A 21,531-nucleotide genomic window follows, 5' to 3' on the forward strand; every position below is an offset into this window, starting at 1 on the left:
GCTATGAAAAGGAATTATACAATTTTAATATCGCTTATTTTTATTTTATGCTCCTCTGTTCTTTTAGCACAGCAAACAAACATAAAAATAAGTGATTTTCAATACGAATCTATTTTTAGTGGTGAGGCATGTGAAGAGTACCTTATAGTTACAGCTCATTTTTCTACAGGAGAAGATCCTGATATAATCATTAATTATACTGGAGGGAATAACACTGATGTCTTTAATCAGGAATATATTGTAGATGGAATAGTTGAAAAAATTGAGGTTAATATATATGCCCAAAATAGTGATACTGGTGTCGTAGGATGTAGCACAAGTACAGAAATTATTGATGAACTTTATGAGGCCCCTATTACTCTAGACTCTTGTGACGAAAATGTAATTGCACATTTGAACACCCACACAACGGTTATAGAACAATCATTTTCTTTTACATATCAAGTAGCTCCATTTATAGAAGTAACAGCAAATGCAGTCTACGATGTTACTGATGACGATATCAGCTACGAAGGACTGCTTAACCTAACTGCAGACGAAGGTTTTGATGAGAGCATCTATCAATGGCAATATAGTACCGATCATACCAACTGGACTAATTTACCGTTACCCCCAAGTCGTGTCTTAGAGTTTAGACCCATTGACATTCTTGATGAGTCAGTTATAGATCAGGAATTATCCTTTAGAATAGCTTCTTGTGATGATTTTAGTTCATATGGCAGTATTTCTACAACTATCAAAGAACTTGGAGTAATCACAAAAATCGATATTAGTAATTTTGATTATGACCGTGATTTTAGACATGGTAGATGTAAAGATGAGATTAGATTAACTGCATACTTCAGTAGCGGAGAATCCCCTCAAGTTTTTCTTAGATATAGAAATGGTAGTTTCCGAATTGGTAATGGAAATGACAACACTTACTATCTCAATGGTGTACTGGATCACATAAGAGTCTATCTATATGGTAGAGATGATATGCCAAATGGCAAATGTTCTTGGGGAATTTTTGGCAGTAACGGAGGTTCTGAATCAAGTACGACTAGAATAACTCCCACATTAGAACCATGCTACAGTAATTCTTTTTATAAATATCAAACAGATTCTAATGCTATTGGAAATCGTCAATTAGAACAAACCCTAACTTTTGATTACAAAATCACCCCTCTTCCTAAACTTTATAAAGAGATAGAGACCAATATTATTGGTTATGAAGACGTCTTAACACTAAGTGCTTTAGAAGGCTTTGAAGATATCGTTCATGATTGGCAATATAGTTTTTTAGAAGTAGGGCAACCATTAAACTGGATTGATCTACCAGGAACATCGGCACTAACTAGAGATATTGTTTTGGCAGATTATCCTGATCATTTTGATGAATCTATAATTGGTAGAGATATCGTTTTTAGAACCCATTCTTGTGATGGTGATGGTTCTCAAAACGTACTAAACTATACTGTTAGAAGATCTGCTCCACGAATTGTTGATGTTACAGAAGCACCTGTTAGTTGCTATGATTCAGAAGACGGATCAATAACCCTGCAATTCGACAAACCTCTTATCGAAGGTGATGTTTTTGGCTTTGCAGTTTCTGACCTCAACGATCCCGATCTTGCCGTTGTAGCTAATCTAAATAACGTTACTGAGTTTGGAGCAAATAACGAAATTACCATAGAAGGATTACCACCAAGTACAACCAATTTTTTGGTAGAAATGGTAGGAGCATTATATGGTGATATTTATTTCACCAACAGTGATAATCGCAGAGCCGTTTTTACCATAGATAGACCAACACCTGTGGCTTTTGTTGATGAACCTACAGATAACTCTATCAATGTATTTTGTCATGGAGGACAAGATGGAGAAATTACTCTTACCGCAGAAGGTGGCGTTGGTAATTATGATTATAATATTAGTACCAATGACCAAATATGGAATGATGATAATTGGCTTCCTTTTTCAGAAGATACTTCGCACACCATTACAAGCTTATTTCCTACTACTTATTATATTAAAATAAGAGATGGTAATGGATGTATTGCCAAAGAACAGAGTTTAGTGAATGAAGAAATAGAATTAGGAATAGACATCATTAAAGAAGTTGTAATCACTCAACCAGATGCTCCTTTATCCGTTTCTACAGAAATATTGAATCACCCCACCGCCTATGGTTTCTCAGATGGTCGCATACTTGCTATACTTCAAGGAGGAACTCCATTAGCAGATGATTCATATACTTTTGAATGGAGAAATCAGAACAATCAAGTAGTAAACACGGTTAATTCTGAATATGTTAATGGTCAAGGGTATGTCATCACCCTGCATAGTGTAGGAGAAGGAGCATACACGCTTACGGCTACAGATGCTAATTACAATGCTGCTACAGATAAAGAGGGCTGTACCGTAACAACGACCACTATAAATTTAATACAACCGCCACCCATAGAAATAAGTATAGAAGTAACACCTATTTCTTGCAATGCCAATAATGAATATAGCAATAATATAGACACTAACTTTGATGGTATTGCGGATCAATTTCAGGATGGTGTTTTAGTAGCTACCGTTACTGGTGGGGTTCCTTTTGATATAGCCAATCCAGATTATAGCATCACATTACCCTCGAATGCAGATGGAACCCTCCTTCCCTATTTTTATCATTGGAAAATGCAATTGCCCAACGGCGCTTGGCAGGATATAGGTATTAATGACATATTTATAGATTTCTTAGATACTGCAACAACTTATTCTCTAAATGTTACAGATAAAAACGGAATTGTTTTGGGCGATTATGTCATTGCGCTAGAAACAGATGGTTCTCAATCTTATGTATTACAGCAGGCGCAAGATGTAGAAGAATATCTTTCTGTACCAGAGGCCTTAGAAATTACATTTACAAATACAGATGTAACCTGTGCAAATGGTAATGATGGAAATGCCGAGGTTTTTGTTTCGGGAGGTATCGCCCCATATATGTATGAATGGAGTACTGGTGCGACTACCAAAACATTAGATAATCTTATTGCTGGTGTATATCGCGTATTCGTTACCGATGCCAATGGTTGTGAGGTAGAAGGGAATGTGATTGTAGATCAATCTAACAATATAGAAATAGAAGATATCTCTGTAATTTCTCCGACTTGTTTTGAAGGAAATGACGGTTTTATTGATATTAACGTTACTGGTGGTACCGCTCCCTATACCTATTCTTGGAATACTGGAGCTACTACATCTATGATTCAAAATCTATCTGCGGGAGAATATATTATAGAAATCACTGATAATAGCGAATGTAAAGCTTTTAAGACTTGGACACTAGTCAATCCAGAACCTGTGGTAGTAAACCTAGAACAAAACCGATCCATATGTGATAATCAGATCTTAGATATAAACATTACTATAGATGACCCTAATGCCACTTACTCTTGGGCTTCTGAGAATGGTTTTACTAGTTCCTCTGCTAGTGTGAGTCTAATTGAAGCCGGAACCTATACCGCTACGATAACTAATGGTCTAGGGTGTATTGGTATGGGTACGATCGAAGTAGAAGCATTTGATCGCCCTATTGACTCTTATTTCTTGATCACTACTCAGGCATATGCAGATGACGAAATCATACTTATTAATGTCAGTAGTCCTATCGGAGAAAGAATTGAATGGACGCTACCCGACGTATGTGAGATTATTTCACAAACTAATGAAGAATTAATAATCAAGTTTGAGCAAGAAGGTACTTATGAAATAAACCTGAGATCGTATCAAGGGGATTGTTATGAGGATTTTTCTAAAACAATTTTAGTACAACCCGCAAGTGATATTCCTAGTGAATACTATTCATCTACCAACTTTATTGAAGAATTTATCGTATACCCAAGTCCAAATTCGGGGACTTTTAATACAAAAATTACGCTATCTGAAGAATCCAACATTTCAGTAAAAATTATCAGTATGGTATCTGGAGCGATTATGGAAGAAAGACGATTAGAAAACAATATAGAATTTTTACTCGATTATTCGATTTCCCTTCCTACAGGTATGTATTTAATGTTATTAGAAACAGCAAAAGGATCTGATACACGAAAATTAATTATTGAATAAACTATAGAATAATCATTTTTCTAACCCAAAAGAAGGCGCTAGTATTTATGAAAATAAAAAATCTAAATATGCATATAAAAAGGACGCTTTTCCTTGCAATACTCTATACACTAATTGGTTGTGTAAAAGAAGAAGCTATTCCTGTTATTGCTGATTTTGAATATGAAGTAGTTAATGAAGATTTTTCGGTTCCTGTACAGATTGTATTCTTTAACAGAACAGAAGGAGCAGAAACTTATGAATGGCGATTCTGGGGGGGATCGCCATCTGTTTCTATACATCGAAATCCCGGGATTATACGATATGACAAAGAAGGAACTTATGAAATTGAACTTACCGGAACCAATCAGGACGGATCGATTGACAGTAAAATTATAGAGATTCAGATCGATGCCCCGGTAACAGTAGATTTTGAAATTACAAACCTCATCGATAACTTTTCGCCAGCAGTATATACTTTTCAGGAAACTGCTTTAGGTGAAAATTCATATTTCTGGACTTTTAATAAAGGAGTCCCTTCGACCGCAACAGGTCAAGACCCGGGCGAGATTATATTTACTGAACCAGGAGAGCATATTGTAACTTTAGAAGTAAGTAATGGTAGAGAAACCTATACTACACAAAAAACAGTAACCGTAGCTCCTCATCTAAAAAGTGACTTTTTTTACCAACCCAATTTTGATGATGATGATTATCAAGTTCCTGTTAGCATTACATTAGAAAACACTTCAGTAAGTGCCACCTCATACGAATGGAGCTGTTCTGGGGCAACTCCTTCTTTTTCTAATGAAGTTCAACCAGAATTCACCTTTACTACTCCCGGTAATTATACCCTATCATTAACGGCATCGAATGGTAAAGAAACCGAAACGACTTCACAAAATATTGAGGTTTTTGAGAATACAAACCTACGTATATTAACCGATGTTCAACTAGGAATAAATACAGCACATGCTGCCAATACTGTAGGGAGTTTTTTTAGTATTGCTTCACGACAAACATACTATAACTCAGAAATAACAACAACTATCTCTGCAAGTATTGATCTAGTATTCTTTGGATTAAACGAAAATTTCACTCGTAATAGATTTGTCAGTCCCAATCAGTTAGAAAGCACCAACTTCTCCTCCTTGCTACAACCCAAAAACACCATTTTTATCAATTCGCAAGAGTTGTGTAACTGTTCTGCATCACTAACCTCTGACCAATTTGATATGATGACCGATGACACCCTCTTAGATGCTCTAGATATTGAAGAAACCGAAGGAGGATTAGAAGAATTTGATGGCACGCAAAACAATAGAATAGTTCTTTTTGAAACCCAAGAAGGAAAAAAGGGTGCTATTAAAATAAAAGATTTTATAAACGATGGACAAAACTCTTATATCCTTGTTGACATCAAAGTACAGAAAGAAAGTCTGTAACTAAAAAAGGTGTAGAAACACAATATACTCAAACTAATGAAACAATATATAAACCATTTTTTACTCCTATTCCTTCTCTTTCCTTTATTAGGAAATGCACAGGTATTTCCGGTACAGGTGACTCCTCAAATGATTCCTCCATATAGTTTAAAACTATCTGAATATAGCACGTTAAATTCAGAAAAATTAATTCTTAATCTGATATTATCAGATATAGCCGAACCGACTAGACAAGTACGACTAAAACTATATATCGAGAATAACGCTGGGTTATCGGTACAAAGTACAGATGTAGTCATTGGTGCTAATCCTATTTTTATTGATGGTGGAGTTCCTTTGAGGTTGAGTAATAGCGATCTGCAATCCTATTTTTTATTAGAAAATTTAGTCGGAATCACTCCCCAACAATATAGCAGTACGTTACCAGAAGGGTTGTATCGATTTTGTTTTGAGGTATACGATGTTTTATCAGGCCTACGAATATCTCGAAAAAGTTGTGCCACGGCTTATTTGGTCCTAAATGACCCTCCGTTTTTAAACATACCTTTAGAAGGAGAATATGTTTCATTCAAAGACCCACAAAATATTATTTTTCAGTGGACTCCTCGTCACCTCAACGCAACAAATGTATCCTATGAGTTTACGTTAACCGAACTATGGGACAACCAAATGGATCCTCAAGCTGCATTTTTGGCAAGTCAACCTCTATTTCAGACCACCACATTTGCAACGACTCTATTGTATGGCCCTACAGAAACTCCCTTATTAGAAGATAAAATGTACGGATGGCGTGTGCGAGCTATGGTAAATGGAGGAATCAGCGAAACCTCAGTATTCAAAAATGACGGCTATAGCGAAATTTATTACTTTACCTATACCGGTGATTGCCCAGAACCCGAACAAATTATATCTGAAGCTTCTGACACCACTACCGAAAAAATATATTGGCAAGGTGTAAACCATATCCAATACGATGTACAATACAGAAAAAAAGGAAACACAGGAACCAATAACTGGTTTAATGGTGGGACAATTAATGAATATACTACAATTTATAATCTAGAACCAAACACTTCTTATGAGTTCAGAGTAGGCGGACAGTGTATCGAAAACGGACCTTACACATATTCACAGATTTACGAATTCACTACAATACATCCAGAAGATGATGAAACGATGTATAATTGTGGGATCACACCAGAAATTGTTATTGCCAATCAAGATCCATTGCAACAGTTAGTGGCAAATGAAACCTTTATGGCAGGGGATTTCCCGGTGACAGTAAAAGAAGTTACCTCTGGTAATGGTAGCTACGAAATGTTTGACCCAGAAAAAGAAAATACTAACCAAGAATTAGAAACCCCAGTAAATGAGCTTTCAGAAACTTCATTTGGGTCACAAGACAAAACATATTCGGGTTGGGGGTTTATTGAAGTAAAATATCTCAATGACACCCGAATTAAGGTAAGTTTTGAAAATATAAAAATCAATACCGATTATCAACTCATCGATGGTGTTGTAAAAACCGATTATGACAAGAATTGGGGTGGTTTGGTTTCTGTTGATGAAGTATTAGAACCTTTTGAAGGGGACAATGACCTTAGAAATATTGATCTCGACTACGATATCACCATAGAAAATATCAGTATTGCTGATGATGGTAGTATTGTCATCACACATCCCACAAGTGGTGCGACTACAGAATATACAGGTGGTGACGACACAATAATTATGGATACCAATGTAGATGGAACCAGAGATATTTTTCATGTAGATGCAGATGGCAATATACGAGAAGGTGGACAAATGGCTCCTGGCGGAGGCATTAGTCCAGAGAACACCTCGGGGATTACAAGTAACGGAGAAGTTACAGCATTAACCGCCGAAGGAATCAAAGTTGAATTCTTAGAGTATACAGATTACACCTATGGTTTTGATCAGATTCCTAGTAAAGAAGCTAGTACTCTTGCCAAATATTATGATCAAATTAAAGATACACAAGGTAATCCTTATAACATCATAAACAAATCCGTAGGCAATGGCGATACAGATATCATCAGAGCCCGAGTTACGATCACAGATGCTAGCCTTTCAATGAATAATTTAGTCATTAAAACGCTACATGGTGAAAATATAGACTATCAAATCACCGGAGACAACGAAATTACCCTTAACCTAAAAGGCTATTACTCTTTTGAGCATGAAAATATTTATGCAACCCTACAACCTGAAGTAAATAATACAGATAAGCAAACCATTGCAGGGGTTTTTTCTCAATGGCATTTAGCCAATAAAGATGTGAATCTAACAGTGGTAAATGTTAACGGAGCAGACCTACCAAGTGCATCCGCACTACAATCACAAATCAATAGTATCTATAAGCAAGCGTCAGTAACATTTAATGTTTCTATTGAAAATATGAGCTTTTCAAAAAGCCAAATCGGTGTAGGTGATGGTAGTATCTTATCTAATAATTATACTGCAGATCAAAGCGAGATTATTGCACAATATAAACAACTACAATCCACCAATCCAAAATCATATTATGTTTTTGTATTTGGCAATTCGACCAAACCGAGTAAAAATATTGCAGGTTTTATGCCGCTAAAACGACAATTTGGCTTTGTCTTTTCTAGTAATTTATCTGATCAAACCGAAGGAAAAAGTTCTTTAGTGGGTACACTTGCACATGAATTAGGACATGGGGCATTTGCGCTAGAACATCCCTTTAGTAAATTAGGCACAACGCAAGGCAATACCGATTGGTTACAAGATTATGGTAATGGTACAAGATTATCCCACCTAGACTGGGCTCAGATTCATAACCCAGAGTTTAGGTTGTACTTATTTCAGGATAGTGAGGATGCGAGTTTGACACTTTCATTTCTTAATCCCAATTGGCATCCATTTACCTACACAGGAGAAGGTTCAGTGGTGTTTACAGAAACTATACCACAGCAAAGGAATGGGGCCGTCTATGCTATTAAACACAAAAATAAATTGTATGAATGGGTAGCCAATGAGTATAACATACTTAACGGAGCCTACATAAATAATGGGGAACCTTTATCGAATGAATTTATTAAAGAAGCAGAATATTCAGGCAATGATATTCCTGTTCAATTATATTGGAATAAAGGAGATTGTACAAAAAATGAAATCTACGCAACTACCTTTCTTTTTATTGAAAATTACATCGACCAACTTGATTTAAGCAACGGTGTAGATGGGTTAAATTCGGAAGAAAAAGAAAACATTGTTTTCATCGGAACTGCAGGATGCCCTACAAATGCCAATTGTGGCAATATAGTATTGACAGACCTACAACCCGAAATAAACGAATTAATTGCGATCAGTCATGCCATTAATACCACGCCAATAGCAAATATTGAAACAAAAGTAACGGATCTAAGTATTTGTGGACTTAAAGAGTTAGAGTATACAATTGTGCAAACGTTGCTTATTACAATAATGGCTCAAGAGACTTATACAGATAAAACTGAAAGAGCAATTGTAAAGTTGATGGAATGTATTCCTGATAATAAGAGTATTGATTTTTATAACACCCTCAAACAAACCAATGATCGCAAAGTGCTGACTAATGCTATCCAAAAAACAAACAACGTAGCATTTACAGAGTTTTCAGAAGGAGAATTCAGCAGTTTTATAAACATATTAGCAGAGATGGTTGTACAATCAGAGAGTGACACCGAAAAATGGTTCGTTCTAAATACGCTTATCAAAAATAAGTTTAACAACTTAGAAGAAGAAACTACACCATTAGGACTGCAAACTATAATAGCGTCACTTAAAGCTATGCAAGGAGAAGAAAACCAGGTAAAAGTGTCCCGAACATTTACCTTATTTATTGATATGCTCAAAGATTCTTATATAACAAATACTCTTAGTGACTTTAAATTAATATTAGACATTGCCAGTATTCGACATGAAAACAGAGAATTATTTAGACTATTTACCATCTCAGATTTTATAACACTTATTAAAAATCCTAATTACGTCCACCTAGGTTATACAACTCCTTCTGTAGAAAAGACGCAGGATTTGCAAATATCTTCAAAAGAAATCTCCTGGATATTACCCTATTTAAATTTTGAAACTTTTGAAAGTTATAATGAAGAAAGACCATGGGCTGAAGGTGAATATATTCTTGAAGATGACTATTTACAAAACAATTGTCCTTGGTATCGATATATGATCACTAATGATATTAATAAAAGTTTTTGGGATGCTAACCCTCAAGAATTTCTAACAATTTTCCATGAACAATTATTGTATTATTTGAATTTGGGAACAGAAAGTAATGCTGAGTTTTGGGCTAGAACAGTAACGGTAAACTGTGACAATATTGATAAGGTAATTAGACATATTAATTTAAATGAGAATACGGAGTCATTGGGAGTTGTAAGTGAAGAAACTAGATTTTCATTTATACAAGCGTATTTTGATCCGGAGTGTACTTATTTTGAAACAGCAGGTACTGATACAACTACAAATGATTTAGAAGGAGTGGGTAATAGTCTAATGAAAGTTTTAAGTAGTTTTTCCCCATCTGATCCTGCAATTATAGAACTTCTAGAAATTATCGGTTTAGAAAAAATAGATGATAGATTAAGAAATACTCAATTCGAAGAATTTGTTGTTTGGCTCGGCACACAAATTATAGCTTCTGATAGTGGACTCCCATTAGAGAAATCAAATGTAACCCTAAGTAAATCTGGAGATATCGTTACAGCTAACCCTATGAATTTGTTACAACTAGAAGCAAACATCTTTCAAAGACAAAACTTTAGTGGGAATTTAGTTGGAAATAAAATCTTAATAAATGGAACTCCCAAAGCCTATAATCAAATAGTGGCTGTTCATGTTCTTGGTAGTTTTACTTTTTTAGACCAAGAATATAGACATGGAGATATCCTACTCATTCCTCTTATACAGGCTTATGCTATGAGCGAAAGTAATCAACGCATAGTCCGATGGAATTCGGCCTTTTTAGCAGCAGATGTAGTCTCATTTGCAATACCCTTTGTGGGGGGTGGTATTCGGGTATTTAGAGTAGCGGGTTATTATGCAACAAAAGTCATTATGGCAAGTGATATTGTTGCATCTGCGGCCAGTGCTTTAGTAACAGCTTTAAACGCAGATAGTATTGATGCTGACCTCAGGTTTAGAATACAAATGGCAGCAATAGCAACTTCTATACCTGGTTTTTTTACAAAAATGCCAGATACCGATGTACTAAGATCTTTACGAAGTAATATCGATACAGACCTCAATGATTTGGCCAGAACAGGAGGCATCAGTTCGGAAGCTGCAACTATTCTTAAGAAATCCTATGGAGGAAGTATGACAAAAATCCCTGGTGTACCAGACGAATTAGAAGCCGCATTCAGAGCTGATTTTCCAAATCTTAGTAGAGCCGATGAGTTGGATGCTGATTTTTTTAACGGATGGGTAACATATAGGAGAAACCACCCTGACACAAATATTTGCAATTAAATAGAAAAAAATTATGTGGAATAAAATTCGAAGCTATACCGTCTTACTACTCTTAGTTTTTGGGATTAATCAAGGAATTGCCTGCGGAGATTGCTGGATTACAAGGCTAGAAAATATTTTTGAAGCCTCAGGGAATACGGGATTCAAAAATTTTATTAGAAACGATAGTGATGGTTTTGCAAAGTTTGAAAATCTCTATAAAGCTGTTGGTTCAAACAGAATTGATGAACTTTTAGATAGTAAAGTTCTAAATCTTTTCTACAGGTTAGATGATATCGCAAAAACTAGATTGACTAATGAATTGGATGATTTAGAACTATTACTATTTGCTGATGATTTTGTAGATGCTTCAAGCTCGGTTCTTAGACAGTTTAGCGGCACTAATACTAAAATCATTCGTAGCTGGAATGATTTTAATAAAATCGGACCAGAATTAGGAGGTATACAACGTGGGCATCAGATAAGAAAGAATATCGACTTTCTAGAAAAATATAGTGAATTAACTGAAGTAAAAAGAAATAAACTTTTTCAATATTTTTCTAACCAAGTAACTCCAGAAAGGAAAAAAGGGTTGATCAATTATACTCACACAAAAAACATCGAAGGTATTGGGCAAGTAACAATAAGATATGACGAATATGGTTTACCCAAATTTGAGGATTGGATTCCGGATGGCTCCTCAAGCAAATTTATTTACACTTCGGATAATTTGGGACGAAGTACTGATTTTAGTAATGCAAATAAGTTTGTTGCAGAAAAATTTGGCTATTCTGGAAGTTTCGGTTCAAATCAAAACATCAGATTGATAGATAACGATGGTACTATATTTGAATGGTCAACGGGTTCACAAAATTTCCATCTTACTAGACCAGGTGGAGAAAGAATTAAATATACCTGGCATCATCATCAGGATGGAAGAACATTAATGCCTGTACAATCAAGAGTTCACAGCCCCGGAGAAGGAGGGTTTAATCACTCTGGCGGCGAAGGAGTATTAAAACCATTAATAAATGAAGGAATTGATTTAAGAGGTTTTTTTGAGTCTCCGATATTTTAGAACAAAAAACATACAACCGAGTATCCTCTTTTCAAAACTATACATACATCCCCAACCATACAAATTAAACAAGAAAAACACCCATTGCACAAGCTAGCATACATACTCATGCTCTTATCTACTATTGCCCATTCGCAATCATTAGACTATGAAACGATTGCCAAAAGCAAGCCAATCAAAGTCATTGGACAAGTATCTGCCAATGGGATTTATTATAACTCTGATATCAATACAAGCAGAGCACCATTCACCTATTTTCTACAAGGTATACTTAATGTCAATATCTATAGTTTTTCTATCCCCATTTCGTATAGTTATTCTAATCAAGGAGAAAATATAGAATATCAATTGCCTTTTAACTTTAATCGCATCAGTCTTCATCCCAAATATAAATGGGTAACTGGGCATATCGGTACGGTGAATATGACCTTCTCCCCATACACCCTAAGTGGACATCAGTTTACAGGTGGTGGTGTCGATCTTACACCACCAGGTCCATTAAAAATTAGTGCTATGGCAGGGCGATTACTCAAAGCTACAGAAGATGATGACGATGCACGTACCATACCGGCTTATAATCGTATGGGATACGGAATCAAAACAGCATACCAAAAAGAACGGTACAAAATAGGGGTAATCGGCTTCTACGCCAAAGATGATCAATTTTCTATCGATTCTGTGCCAGAGGCAAAGGAGGTACTACCCAAAGAAAATTTGGTAGTAAGTCTAGAAGGAGAAGTAAAATTAGGATCAAGCTTTAATCTGCAAACAGAATATGCGACAACTGCTATTACTCAAGATATCAGATCAGAAGAGGTCCCTAATGACGGATTATCTCTACTAGGACAAGTATTCAATACTCGTGCTTCTACAGAATATTACAATGCCTTAAAAGCGCGATTAGGTTATGCTGTTGGGAGTATCAATATGGGGGTAAGCTACGAACGTATCGATCCTGGCTATGAAACCTTGGGAGCCTATTTTTTTAATAATGATTTTGAGAATATCGTACTCGATGCTTCTAATACATTTTTTAAAAACAAACTCACTCTGGCTATTAATATAGGATATCAACGTGATGATTTGGATAATCTAAAAGCCAATAATACAAGCCGTACAGTAGGTTCTCTCAATGCAACCTTTGCAGCATCAGAAAGACTCAATATTACAGGGGGCTATTCTAATTTCAGTACATTTACCAACATCAAACCAAATCAATTTGATGAGATTAACGATGCTGATCTCTTAGATGAACAAATAGAAGATCTGGACTATAGACAATTATCGCAAACCGCTACCCTAACACTTAATTATATACTTTCTAAAAAAGAAAAATCTAGGCAAAACTTAATGACTAATTACTCCCTAAACGACGTATTCAATGAACAAGGTGGTGTAGTACGCCTGGGAGATGCTTCTACTTTTCATAACATCAATATATCACATACTATTGATTTCTTAGAACGTAATCTAAATATTAGCACAGCAATCAATGCTACATATAACACCATAGGAAGAGAAGAATCTACCACTTGGGGACCTACACTAAGTTTAGGAAAACGGTATTTTGATAAAACTCTTAATACAAGGCTTTCTTTAGGTTATAATGGTGCCACTAGTGCAACATCAAATACCCAGGTTATCAACTTTAGAGGAGCTATTACCTATACCTTAAAAAAACAACATAACTTTAACCTTAATGCAATACAGGTATTTAGAAATACAGACAATACAGGTTCATTAAGCGAATTTACAGCTACTTTTGGGTACAACTATGCCTTTGGACTAAAGAAACCTAAACTTAACTTTAAAAAGAAGCAAAAAAAACCAAAAGAAGCTAATGACTCTATCAAAATTCAATACAAAAAATATCGATATGAAGGAATCCCAAAGGCAATAACACCGCAGTTATTAGAACTTCCTCAAAAAGAAGGGTTCGCTCATATTATCAGAGATAAAAAAGGAAGGCTAGTAGCACTAGGAGAACAACTAAGAGAAACTGAAGAAAAAGACAAAAAAGTATACAAAGAAATAGCTCTTTCCTATTTAACAGAAATGGAAGATTATCTTGATTTTACCGACTTTTATAACAAGAAAATCCATGAAGCCTATCTCAAACTAGTTCAGGAAGCCCGAGACATTGATAGACAAATACGAGATGAATATACCGTACTAAGTGGTAAAATCAATAGTGCAAAAAAGAAAAACCCCGAGGATATAGAAAGACAGACTATATTAGAAAAAAGATATGAGTCTCATAAAGAGCTGCTGCAGTCATTAATCAAATGGAATTTAAACCCTGTGGATATAGAAAATCCAGAAGGAACTATCAAAACACTAAAAATGAAAAATGCCTCTAAAGTTTTTACAATGTTTCAGAACAAAAAATCAGACGCAACTATAATCAAATTTATAGAGATACGCCTAGCTGATTTATTTCATAATGTTCTTAAAGAATAGGGGTTTACTGAGGGCCATATCCATATTCATATCCATAATTATATCCCGCTCTTTTATTAAACTTGACATCATTAAATACATATGCCATGTTTTTGAGTTTTTGGGTTTTGCTTAAATCTTTAGAAAATTGAATAAGACGTTTATCTGTATAGTTAGATCGGGTAATAAATATAGTGGCATCAGCATGATTAGCCATTAATAAAGTATCAGCTACAAGAACCGTAGGAGCTGTATCCAAAATAATAAAATCATATTCTTTTTTTGCATATTCTAAAAACTTCTCAAGATTATCTCCTGCAACTAACTCTGCAGCATTGAGAGGGATTGGACCGCTGAAACAAACATCAGGAAAAGAGTTCTCATCATCATGCGGTCTATAAATGCAATCTTCCCAAGCTATCTGAGAGTCGTAGAGGTAGCTAGACAATCCTACTTTATTCTTGTTCGAGTCAAAATAATTATGGAGCTGCGGGTTTCTTAAATCTGCACCGATTAATAACACCTTTTTATTAAGGCTCGAAAATGCCATTGCCAAATTAAGTGCAATTAACGTTTTACCCTCTCCTTTGATCGCGGATGTAATATATACCACGTGCCCATCACCGTTATTCTTTCTAGGCAATAAATAATTTACATTGGTACATAAAATACGAAAAGATTCTGCCTTTACAGATCTTTCATTGGTCTCAAAAATAGCCATGGGATCTTTTAAGGATGGAATTTCTGCCAAAACCGGAATTTCATTACTCAATTTCTCAAGATCTGATTTTGTCTTTAATTTCGTATCAAAAAAGAATTTTGTAAAAAAGAAAGCTAACGGAATAAAGAGTCCTAAAATAATCGAAAAACCTAAAATAATTATTTTTTTGGGAGATACCGGTTTGAGACTAGTCAAACCATAATCAACTACCTTAACCGAAGGAGCCGTAACCGCAAAATTTATAGCCGCTTCTTCTCTCTTTTGCAACAATAATAAAAATAGATTTTCTTTTATGAACTGCTGCCTCTCAATAGCCCTAAGTTTCTTTTCTTTTTCTGGAAGTCTTGTAAACATTGCCCCAGCGCTACTTTCTTTTTTTCGAAGTTGTCTTAACGATACTCTCAACTGATTTTGATAAGTAGTAACTGTATTAATGATATTTAGCTTTGCTTGAGCCAACTGTGAAGACAACAATTGTACTGTTGGGTTATTTGGCCCCGCACTAGTTATCAATTTTTCTCTTTGTAAAACTACTTGATTATATTCATAAACCAAGCTGTTAATACTTGTGTTTTCTACCCCTATATCCGCTGGCAACAAGCTAAAACTAGTCTGATCATTCAATGTACCTTTTAAAAGTTTAGACAATTCAATTTGAGTTTCTAATCTAAAAACTTCACTTTCTGCTATTGACTTCTTTTCTATCGTTATTCCTGCATCAGCCTCTATATATGACAAATTATTAGACTGTTTGTATTCTTTCTTATCAATCTCTATAGAATCTAACTCTTTTGATAAGTATAGAAATCTATCGTCAATAAAATCCAGTGTACGTTTTGATACAAGCTGGCGATCTAGTATACCATCAGTATTGAACTTAGCAATAAGCTCATTCACTATTGCTTCTGATAAATCAGAACTTTCATTTTTTATCGTAATAGATAAAACATCACTTTTATCTCCAAACGACTTTACATTCAATTCTTTGATAAGCTGAAGTATCGTTTCTTTTTTATTTTTTATTTTTATGAGAAAATCTTTGTCTTGGTGTTGCTCAACACCTTCATTTTTATTTAATGCTATTTTGATGGGGAAATTAGTCTGTGTAAAATTAACAGAAGCAGCATCCATTGAGATGGTTTTATTGGCAGGATTTGTGATTTTAACCACACCTCCTTCGATCGACACACTATAGATTAATGGTTTTTCGATATTATCATTTTCGAATAATTTCTCTACCATAACGGGACACTGAAAAACCCTTCTATTCTTTACATTACCAACCTCATAATATTCGACATCAAGATTAAGTGTGGTAACTACTTGTTCTAATAATCTATAGGATTTTATTACAGCAACTTCATTATCCAAATTAATTTTGGACCCTGCACCGAGCAACGAAAGGGCGTCTGTCGCGATATCAAATTCTTTAGAATCATCTATAATTTTTATTTTTGCTTCAGTCGAGAATATTACTGGGGCATATCTGATATACAAAAACCCAACAATAATGCAAAAGAATACTGAGGCCAAAAACCAAGGCCATTTATAAGCATAGCGTAACAAATTCTCTTTTAATGAAAGCGAATCTTCTCTTTCGTTATCCAGAATATAAATAGGATCCTTCATATTATCTCGAAATTAAAACTATTGAAGAAAGAAGTAACGATGCAATAGTTAGAACGATACCTGCATTTCCTATAAAACCTGCACTCTTCACCTTTGTATTATTAGGGTTTACGATAATTATATCGTTTGGTTTGATATAGTAAAAAGGCCCACTAAACCAGTCTGCACTTGTGAGATCAATATGATTGATTGTACGAACTCCGTTTTCTTCTCTAATAAACAAAATATCCTCTCTTTTTCCTGTAATGGTCAAATCCCCGGCATAACCCAACGCCTGAGGTAGTGTAATATTTTGTTCAGTAAAGCCATAGGTCCCTGGTCTAATAACTTCGCCTAGTATTGTTACTTTTGCATTTATCAACCTTATATTTACTGAAGCATCTTTTAGATGTCCCCCTTCTGCCAAAAGTCGCTCAATTTCTTTCTCGGCATCTTCTATGATCATACCTCCTAAGAGAAGTTTGCCTAACACAGGAAAATCAATACCTCCTTCTTGTGACACCAAATACCCTTGTAATTTCAATGCTTCTAAATCAAAATTAACAGCTCCTCCCAAAGACTTTATATTATATGGTATCGCTGCCTCGGGTATAGGAGAATCAACTACGATATTAAGAATATCATTCGGTTGTATTTTTGAGTTTTGATAAGAAATATTTTCTACATTGTAATTCTTAGCATCCTGAAAATATAATATATCCTTTTTGCTTGCACAAGATTGCATTAATACAATACTTAATACGATAAGACTATTTCGGTACATTTTTTTCTGTATAACTTTCAAAATCATTGTTTTGAGTTTGAAATTAATTAATATAAAATTACTTTTATTTACAATTTTAATGTGTTTATCCTTATTGTTTTATACACCTTTGCCTCTAAATTTGAAGCTTAATACTTCAAGAATAAACTTAGGGGTTGATACCAAATTACGTTCTGCAAGACGTTTTGGTTCTTTTAAGAAACGAGGAAGCCACTCTAGTCCAATTTTAATCCAAAACTCACTAGATCTTTTTACCGTTCCTGCATAAAAATCAAATACTGCTCCTATTGCACAAATGATTTCTGCATTGATTTCATTTCTATTTTGGAACCCCCATTTTTCTTGTTTTGGAGCTGTCATCCCTACAAATAATACAGTTGGTTTGCACGCGTTTATTTTTTTTAGCATTATGGCATTATCCTCTTCACTAAATACCTTTTTGTAAGGAGGAGAATAAGTAGAAACTTCTACATTCGGAAATTCATTTTTAGCTCTTTTTTTTATGAGATCTAAAGTAGTTTCTGCGGCTCCCAAAAAGAAACATGACCCACCAGTATTATCGAGATGCTGCATTAAAAACATAAACACATCAAATCCAGCTATTTTTTCGATCTTTCTTTTATTCAAAACTTTTGATGCCCAAACAATCCCAATCCCATCTGGCAGTAATACATCTGAGTTCTTAAGAACATACTCAAACTGCTCATCTTTCTTGCTCATGCAATAACTATGAGGGTTTATCGTATTAATAATACGGTTGGTTTCAAAATCAATATCGGATACAGTTTTACCAAAAACTTCAAATCCCATTAAAGAACCCATCTCTTTTCTTTTATAATTACACAAAATAACTCTTTTCCCATCTTACAACGCTTTTTTGAATAAACTCGTATTCATAACGCTACTAAAAAATTATATTTAAAATCTCTTTTCTAACATAAATTTAGAATCTACATCATCCTAACATTTTTTCATGTTGTAATATTTCGTCTTTATTAAATCTATACTTCAATAATTTTGCTGGATTTCCGCCAACGATAGCGTAAGCCTCAACATCTTTTGTCACAACACTTCCGGCAGCAATAATCGCCCCTTTGCCAATATGTATTCCTGACATAATGATAGCTCCATAACCTATCCAAACATCATCCTCAACAATAACTTTTGAGTTCAAGCCAAACCAATTATAATCAGCATCTCTAATTTGTGACGCTAAGCGAATAGGGACTCCTATCTCCTTATAATTATGATCATATTTACCCACAAAGGCTACATGATTTCCTATAATCACATTATCCCCTATGATTGCATCACACTCTATCTGAGAAAACCTTCCTATATAAAAATTATCTCCTATTCTGATTTCATTTTTGGCCCATAAATGTACCCCTTTACCACTGTGAAACCCTTTTCCAATCCTATAATTTCTATACTTAATGTTTTTAAGATAGTAATCTCTTAGTGCTACAATTTGGTTTTTAATTATTCTAAGCATTTCTTATAGATATCATATGTTTTCTTTCCCTTTTCATCCCAGTAATAATCCTTTATTCTCTCACTACATCCTTTCTTTAAATCTTTTAATTGTTCTGGATTTTCGATTAATTGATCAATTTTTTCACTGAACATCTCTATACTATTCGAAACATTCTCCAAAGGTATTTTAATACCGCAGCTATCATCTATAACATTACCAAACCCACAAGTATCATGACACAAGACTGGTGTATTTGCCTGTAACGCTTCGAAAACCACTGTACTTGTAGCTTCTAACACACTGGTGAAAAATAACATATCAGACGCTTCAATTAATTTTTTAGCCTCTTTATGGGTTACACTACCTAACCAATTCACATTGTCTAATCCGAGTTGTTCTGCCATCGTTTTATACAAATTTGCACTCGGACCATCACCTACAATATTCAAAATCAAATTATCTTTATACTTAGATTTGGCAATGGTCTTTAATGCTATTGGTAAAGCTTTTCTTCCTGTAATAAAACCCACCCATACAAGGACCAATTTTTCATTGTCAGTAACTTTTATGTTATAATCAATTGGCAATTTATGTGCACCCGTTTCTGGTATTATAATAGGGTTTGTTCTCGCGTGTCTAGACACATTTTCTTTTCCCGTAGGACTTGCCAATATTACATAATCGGCTCTCTTATATGCTTTCTTAGGTCGAGAAGAAAAAATCATCTGAATTCTGTTGATTATATTTCTTGTCAAGTAAAATAGTTTATTTCTAAAATCTAACACAGAAAAATAGCTGATCGGAAATTGATTGTACCCTCCTACAGGCCCTATGACATATGGTATATCATCTAATTTCCACAAATAACCGGGCTCTCTATACCCAATCATATTAAGCTGATGAACAATATCAAATTGTTCTTTCGAAATAAGTTCTTTTGCCAAGTCTAAGGCTTTTTTTTGCCACCTCTTGTAATGTGTATAAAAGCTCGCAGAACCTTGTTTCCAGAACAACATTCTTCCTCTTTCTCCTATGTCGATATAATGAAAATCAGGAACGAATTTAATATCGAGCTCTGATATTACCTCCTCTATATCTTTTTTAAAACCTAATTCAGTAATAACCGTAAGCTTACAATAATTGCTTATACTCATTACCCAGTTCCACCCCATACCTATTTCTGAACCCCAATTGGGTCCACAAGCATATGCCGAAACTAAAATATGCATCGGTTTACTCTCCATAAAGTACTTTATTAAATCCTGTCAACATGCATGCTGCCTGATGAGTTGGATTATAAATCTCTTTTATTACGTGTTGACAATTTATTCTATTGGTCTCTTTAGAAATACCCTTAGCAATCCAGTGTTTTAATTTTGAAACCATATCATCAAAATCACCATACTTATAAAACACTCCTGTCACACCATCTTCAATAGCCTCAACCTCTGGATTTTGAAATCTAAAATCATCATGTGTCAATACAGGAACACCATAAGCTAATGAATGCATACAATTAAGACCTACATTACCCGGAGAAAGTAACAAGTCTGCTTCTACGAAGTAAGGAGCGATACTTTCTTCATCATATAATGCCCCAGCAAAGTATACCTGATCATCTAATTGATTTTCTTTACAATAAGACTCCATCCCTTTCTTTTCTTGCCCTTCTCCGATAAAAATACAATTAGTAATAACTAAATCTTCTTTAAGCGTCTTTACCACCTTCAGAATATCAAGAACTCCTTTTGCAGCAGCCAATCTGCCTATAAAAATTAGGGTGAATGCATTCGGATCTTTAAACATCGTATGCTTTTTACCGGCTATTTTATTTGACTCATAGTCCTCTAGAATCTTAAACTGCTTATTAGGTTGAAGTGAATTATAAATAACATGTACCTTGTTGGGATTATACCCATCATTAATCATAATATTTCTCTGAAAATTTCCATAGAGAAATAGAGCATCTCCTAACCATCTAAAAAACACAATCCTTAAAAGTTTCTTTATACCTTTATCCAAACCTCTATTACCATGAGTCCAATAAATGACCTTTTTACCTCTAAGTTTACATAAGAAAGCAAATAACCATATTGGATAATGCCCTATTGCTCCTTCAAATACAAATACTTTAAACTTGGATTTAAAAATTTCTTTAATAATTCCCGTTTGCCATAGCAGTTTATCAGGCCTATAGAGGTAGTTTTTAGTTTTAATCCATCGTACCCTTTCTTTTCCTTCTGCACTAGCGTATTCATATGGTATAGGTTCAATACCGCCTTTCTTTATGGTATCTCCAAAAAAACTAAACTCATAGTGTTTATCTATACTACTCAGTTTTTGAAAAATCCCTAATCGATAGTAAGGCATTAATTTACAAACCATTGCAACATTTACTTTTTCCAT

Annotated in this window: 10 protein-coding genes and 2 pseudogenes; 5 read left to right on the plus strand and 7 right to left on the minus strand. The window is 34.6% G+C overall.

The window, feature by feature from the left end:
- Window positions 1–3: 3 nt before the first annotated feature.
- From DZ60_RS0104730 to DZ60_RS0104750, 5 genes are all read left to right on the plus strand, one after another.
- Window positions 4–4,098 (plus strand): T9SS type A sorting domain-containing protein, encoded by a 4,095-nt coding sequence (locus DZ60_RS0104730; RefSeq protein ID WP_025740907.1) that lies wholly within the window; start codon window positions 4–6, stop codon window positions 4,096–4,098.
- A gap of 68 nt (window positions 4,099–4,166) precedes the next feature.
- On the plus strand, window positions 4,167–5,522 hold the full coding sequence (locus DZ60_RS0104735; protein ID WP_025740909.1) for a PKD domain-containing protein: 1,356 nt from the start codon (window positions 4,167–4,169) through the stop codon (window positions 5,520–5,522).
- A gap of 36 nt (window positions 5,523–5,558) precedes the next feature.
- Window positions 5,559–11,039 carry a hypothetical protein gene (locus DZ60_RS0104740; protein WP_025740913.1) on the plus strand — a complete coding sequence of 1,827 codons (5,481 nt, stop codon included), beginning with the start codon at window positions 5,559–5,561 and terminating at the stop codon, window positions 11,037–11,039.
- A 13-nt stretch (window positions 11,040–11,052) separates the two neighbouring features.
- Entirely contained in the window at window positions 11,053–12,096 is a 1,044-nt protein-coding gene (locus DZ60_RS0104745; protein ID WP_025740915.1) for an HNH endonuclease signature motif containing protein, read from the plus strand.
- A gap of 84 nt (window positions 12,097–12,180) precedes the next feature.
- The gene (locus DZ60_RS0104750; protein ID WP_025740917.1) at window positions 12,181–14,556 is read left to right on the plus strand and encodes a hypothetical protein; all 2,376 of its coding nucleotides are present in this window, start codon (window positions 12,181–12,183) and stop codon (window positions 14,554–14,556) included.
- Window positions 14,557–14,560: 4 nt separating this feature from the next.
- Here the strand turns inward: DZ60_RS0104750 and DZ60_RS0104755 are convergent, their stop codons facing one another.
- The 7 genes and pseudogenes from DZ60_RS0104755 to DZ60_RS0104780 form a co-directional block, all read right to left on the minus strand.
- Window positions 14,561–16,885 (minus strand): GumC family protein, encoded by a 2,325-nt coding sequence (locus tag DZ60_RS0104755; protein WP_025740919.1) that lies wholly within the window; start codon window positions 16,883–16,885, stop codon window positions 14,561–14,563.
- 1 nt (window position 16,886) lies between these two features.
- Window positions 16,887–17,675: a polysaccharide biosynthesis/export family protein gene (locus DZ60_RS0104760; RefSeq protein WP_241448720.1), complete on the minus strand. Its 789-nt coding sequence runs from the start codon at window positions 17,673–17,675 to the stop codon at window positions 16,887–16,889.
- A 72-nt stretch (window positions 17,676–17,747) separates the two neighbouring features.
- Window positions 17,748–18,470 carry a WecB/TagA/CpsF family glycosyltransferase gene (locus DZ60_RS0104765; protein ID WP_025740923.1) on the minus strand — a complete coding sequence of 241 codons (723 nt, stop codon included), beginning with the start codon at window positions 18,468–18,470 and terminating at the stop codon, window positions 17,748–17,750.
- 133 nt (window positions 18,471–18,603) lie between these two features.
- A pseudogene (locus tag DZ60_RS25735) lies at window positions 18,604–18,807 on the minus strand (DapH/DapD/GlmU-related protein); the annotation flags it as partial.
- Window positions 18,808–18,930: 123 nt separating this feature from the next.
- Window positions 18,931–19,143, minus strand: a pseudogene (locus DZ60_RS25740) (hypothetical protein); the annotation flags it as partial.
- Window positions 19,131–20,369: a glycosyltransferase family 4 protein gene (locus DZ60_RS0104775; RefSeq protein WP_051477574.1), complete on the minus strand. Its 1,239-nt coding sequence runs from the start codon at window positions 20,367–20,369 to the stop codon at window positions 19,131–19,133. The pseudogene DZ60_RS25740 and the gene DZ60_RS0104775, both read right to left, overlap by 13 nt.
- The gene (locus DZ60_RS0104780; RefSeq protein ID WP_025740929.1) at window positions 20,359–21,531 is read right to left on the minus strand and encodes a glycosyltransferase; all 1,173 of its coding nucleotides are present in this window, start codon (window positions 21,529–21,531) and stop codon (window positions 20,359–20,361) included. Before DZ60_RS0104780 ends, DZ60_RS0104775 begins: the two co-directional genes overlap by 11 nt.

Source organism: Aquimarina pacifica (assembly GCF_000520955.1).
Classification (GTDB): Bacteria; Bacteroidota; Bacteroidia; order Flavobacteriales; family Flavobacteriaceae; genus Aquimarina; species Aquimarina pacifica.